Origin of the sequence: Phenylobacterium sp. (assembly GCF_044372605.1) — a bacterium.
Lineage (GTDB): Bacteria > Pseudomonadota > Alphaproteobacteria > Caulobacterales > Caulobacteraceae > Phenylobacterium.
The window spans coordinates 1-3,919 of sequence record NZ_JBILRO010000285.1 but is presented as its reverse complement, the minus strand read 5'-3'; the positions used below and the strand labels follow the sequence as shown (position 1 = coordinate 3,919).

At 64.5% G+C, this 3,919-nt stretch carries 4 protein-coding genes; 1 reads left to right on the top strand and 3 read right to left on the bottom strand.

What is annotated here, in order from left to right; all coding sequences use genetic code 11:
* The 3 genes from ACIQ42_RS16810 to ACIQ42_RS16800 form a co-directional block, all read right to left on the bottom strand.
* A partial coding sequence (locus tag ACIQ42_RS16810; protein WP_397423391.1) for a TonB-dependent receptor plug domain-containing protein occupies positions 1-1,002 on the bottom strand: 1,002 nt, incomplete at its 3' end.
* Positions 1,003-1,181: 179 nt separating this feature from the next.
* Complete coding sequence (locus tag ACIQ42_RS16805; RefSeq protein ID WP_397423390.1) at positions 1,182-2,195, bottom strand: hypothetical protein; 1,014 nt, start codon at positions 2,193-2,195, stop codon at positions 1,182-1,184.
* 5 nt (positions 2,196-2,200) lie between these two features.
* Positions 2,201-3,451, bottom strand: a complete 1,251-nt coding sequence (locus ACIQ42_RS16800) for a serine hydrolase domain-containing protein (protein ID WP_397423389.1) — start codon at positions 3,449-3,451, stop codon at positions 2,201-2,203.
* Between the two features lie 156 nt (positions 3,452-3,607).
* Between ACIQ42_RS16800 and ACIQ42_RS16795 the strand changes: the two genes are divergently transcribed.
* Positions 3,608-3,919 (top strand): cation:dicarboxylate symporter family transporter (locus ACIQ42_RS16795; protein ID WP_397423388.1); only part of this gene is annotated, 312 nt, incomplete at its 3' end.

Below are 3,919 nucleotides of genomic sequence, written 5' to 3'. Positions count from 1 at the left end.
GTAGTAGTTGTATCCACCCGTGTACTTCACGTCGAAGGTGTCGGCGTGGAAGGTGACGTTCGCGGCGTAGGTGTTGCTCTCGAGGTTGATGTAGTTGCCGTCATCGGTGTCGAAGCAGAGCTGGCAGGTGTTGCCCGGCAGCGCCAGGGGGCCACCGAAACCAGCCGCATTGGGTGTCAGGCTGGCCTGAAGCGGGTTGAGGTTGTCGCGGATGCCGTAGGTGGCGGTGGTGCGCCCGCCGGGACCGCGGCCAAGGGTGTGCCACTCGGTGGTCGAGGCCTTCACCCACCATTCGAGGCGGTCTGTGATGGTTCCATCCAGCTGGCCTTCGACGGTCCAGTAGGTGCCGCGGTTGCCCTCGTCCTCGCCGTTGGGGTTGAGGTTCGTGTAGGTGCCCTTGCCGATGTCGCTCCAGGAGGCGGCCAGGCGGCCGCGGGTCCCGAACAGCAGCGGTCCCGACGCCGCGCCCTCGATGACCTTCAGGTCGTTGCTTCCGTAGCTTCCGCGCAGCTCGCCGTAGAACTCGTCGGTCGGTCGCTTGGAGATGATGTTCAGCGCGCCGCCGATGGCGTTCTTGCCGTAGAGGGTGCCCTGGGGACCGCGCAGCGCCTCGGTGCGCTCGATAAAGAGGGTCGATTGGGCGAAGGCCGTCACCGACGAGGTGTAGGCACCGTCGTTGTAGAGGGCCACGCCACCTTCAACCGAGCGATTGTTGGAGAAACGACCGATGCCGCGCAGGGCGATCCGGTCATTGTTGGTGGAGTAGGACAAGCCGGGCGTGAAGTTGGTCAGGTCCTGAACCGAGTTGATCCCGACGAGCTCGCGACGCTCATCGGTGAAGGCTGAAACGGCGACCGGAACGTCCTGCAGCGATTGCTCGCGCTTCTCGGCGGTGACCACCAATTCTTCGATTTCATTGGTGTTCTGGGCGAAGGCCGCCCCGCTGGCCGCTGTGCTCATCGCGAACACACAAGACAGCAGTATGCTCTTTCTGGATTTCATCTGGACGTTTCCCCCAAGCGTATTCTGACACGGCGCGTTTGCCGCGCTTGGTTTCGAATGTCCGGCATGGCGGACGTCAGGTCAACAGATCAAGGCGAAATTCTGTCGCAATGTGTCCCGGGCTGCCGAATTGCGGACGCGATTTCGCCACGTTTGCGCCGTCACCGCCGTGTGGGCGCCTACTCCGAGATTTCCACCGCCTCGGCCTTGCGGCCTTCCTTTTCCGCCAGGCGCGCGCCACCGAGGATGCCGGGCAGGGCATAGTTGCCCTCGTGGCAGGCGTATTCGTACATCGGGCCCTGGGTGGCGTTCATCGCCATCTGGGCGCGCCAGACCTGGGTGTAGACCTTGGGGTCCTGTACGCTGAATTCATAGAGGATCTGACTGGCCGACGTGCGGGTGAAGCGCTCGGTGACTTTGGCGTCGGGCGAGAGGAACAGGCTGGCACCGAAGTAGGGTCGAAGGCTTTCCTGCGGGTTGAAGTTCGTGGTCTCGACCACGAGCGTGTCGCCCTCCCACCAGCCGATCGAGTCGCCCATCCACTGTTGCAGGCTGACGCGGGGTTTGGTCCGGTCGACGATGGGGATCACGCGGGCGTCGTGATTCATTTCCACCACGATCACCACGTGGTCCTTCGACTGCTGGATCTGGTAGTTGTTGTTGTAGAGTACATTCATCATCGGCGGGCCTGCGGTGGAGCCGAAACCAAGGACGCAACGCTCGCCCAGAGGACGACCCTCGGGGCCATCGAAGTTGGTCCGGGCGCTGGCCAGGGTGTCGGCGAACAGCTTCCGGCCCGCCGGGCTGTAGGGCAGTTTGCCGTCGGCCGGGTCGATCAGCCAGGATGTGCGCACCTCGCCATTGATGCGCCCGTAGCTGACGCCGGGGTCGATCCAGACGGTGTTGTAGCCGCCTGGATCGTCGGCCTTTGGCGGCGCAGGGGCGTTGGGGTCTGTGGGCCGATTGGAGGCCGCCATGCCTCGCGCGCGGGCCGCCTCGGCCGCCCTGGCCTGGTCCTCGGTGATGGTGAGCGTCTTGAAACTGGCCGGGCGCTCCAGGCTGGTGAGGGAGGCGTTGGTCCAGGTCCCTTCAAGATCCGGCTGGCCGAAGCCGTTGCGCGGGGTCTTCCAGGTCTGGGCGTGGGCGCTCGTCGCCAGGGCGGCGATCAGCAGAGGCAGTATAAGCCGGCGCATGGGGGTCAGGCCTTCTTGTCGGTCAGGGCGGCGTAGACGGCCCGGGGGCTGATGTCGTGGACGGCCGGCGTACCGGCGCCGGGGATCGTGCCGTTGAGGTTCTGGATCATGCCGACGAAGACGATGTCGTGGGTGGGATCGATCCAGAACCATGTCCCGAAGGCTCCGCCCCACCAGTAGCTGTCGACGCCCTGGGGAATGCCGCTGATCGCCGGGTTCTCGTGCACCGCGAAGTCCATCCCGAAGCCGATGCCTTTTTGCACGGGCCCGTAGAGATCAACCCCGACGCCGGGGCGAAGGACGGACTTGCGCATCAGCTTGACTGTCTCGGGCTTCAAAATTCGCGCGCCATCCAGATCACCGCCGTTCAGCAGCGCCTGACAGAACCGGAAGTAGTCGGCGGCGGTGGACGAGAGGCCGCCTGAGCCGGAGAGGAAGCGCGGCCTGGTGGTCTGGACGCGCGGCTCGCCCGCGGGAACCAGCTTGCCGGTCGAATAGGTGTGGATCCGCACCACGCGCGAGACCTTGGCCGGATCGACCCAGAAGCCGGTGTCCGGCATCTTCAGCGGGGTGAATATGTGATCCTGGAAATGGCGATCCAGCGGCTTTCCGGACAGTTTTTCAACAACGTAGCCCTGGATATTCACGCAGGGACCATAGGCCCAGTCCGTGCCCGGCTGGCTGAACAGGGGCAGCGTCGACAGTTTGTCGATCATGCCCTGCAGGTCGGTGGCGAAAAGCGCGTCGGCCTCATAGCGGGCGCTGGTTCCGAAGCCCGCGGTGTGGCTCATTATCTGGGCCATGGTCATCGGGCTGGCCTGATCGACGAGCCCGCCGTCTGCGGTTCTGACCTTCAGGCCAGCGAACTCGGGGATGTGTTTTGCGACAGGATCGTCCAGCTTCCACTTGCCCTGTTCCCACAGTTGCATCATCGCCACGCCGCAGATCGGCTTGGTCATCGAGGCGATGCGGAAGATGCTGTCGATCGCCATCGGGGCCTGCGTGGAGATGTCCTGGCGACCGTAGGCGTCGAGGTTCACGACCTTGCCCTTGCGCGCCAGCAGCGTAACCACCCCGGACAGTTTCTGCTGGTCGACGAGGGCGTGCATATCGGCGTTGAGCGCGGCCACGCCGGTGGCGCTGAATCCGGCCGAAGCGGGCGGCTGAACCGAAATCCTGGCCCATGCGGGCAGGGCGGCGAACGCCGCAGCCCCAGCGCCGGCGAACATCAGATTGCGGCGGTCCATTGTGGTCATCAGCGTTTCTCCCCGGCATCCGGTCCGTATGCGGACTCTGTTCAGGGAAAACTTCCCCCGAGTATCAAGTCTGGACCCTGCGTTTTGCGGATATGTTTCTGGCGCGTGCAGCCGGTATTTCAGGCTAGGCTTTCGCGGCAAACCAAGGGGAATCACGTGGCACCAACAGTGGCGGCGACCAACCCGGCGCCAGCGGGAAAACAGCCGCTCTGGACGCAGCTCTACGTTCAGGTGCTGGTAGCGATCACGGCGGGCGCTCTGATCGGCTACGTCTGGCCGCAGACCGGCGAGGCGCTGAAGCCGCTGGGTGACGCGTTCATCAAGCTGGTGAAGATGATCATCGCCCCGGTCATCTTCCTGACCGTGGTCACCGGCATCGCGGGCATGCGCGACCTGGGCAAGGTGGGCGGGGTGGCGCTGAAGGCCTTCGCCTATTTCTTTGTGGTCTCCAGTTTCGCCCTGGTCGTG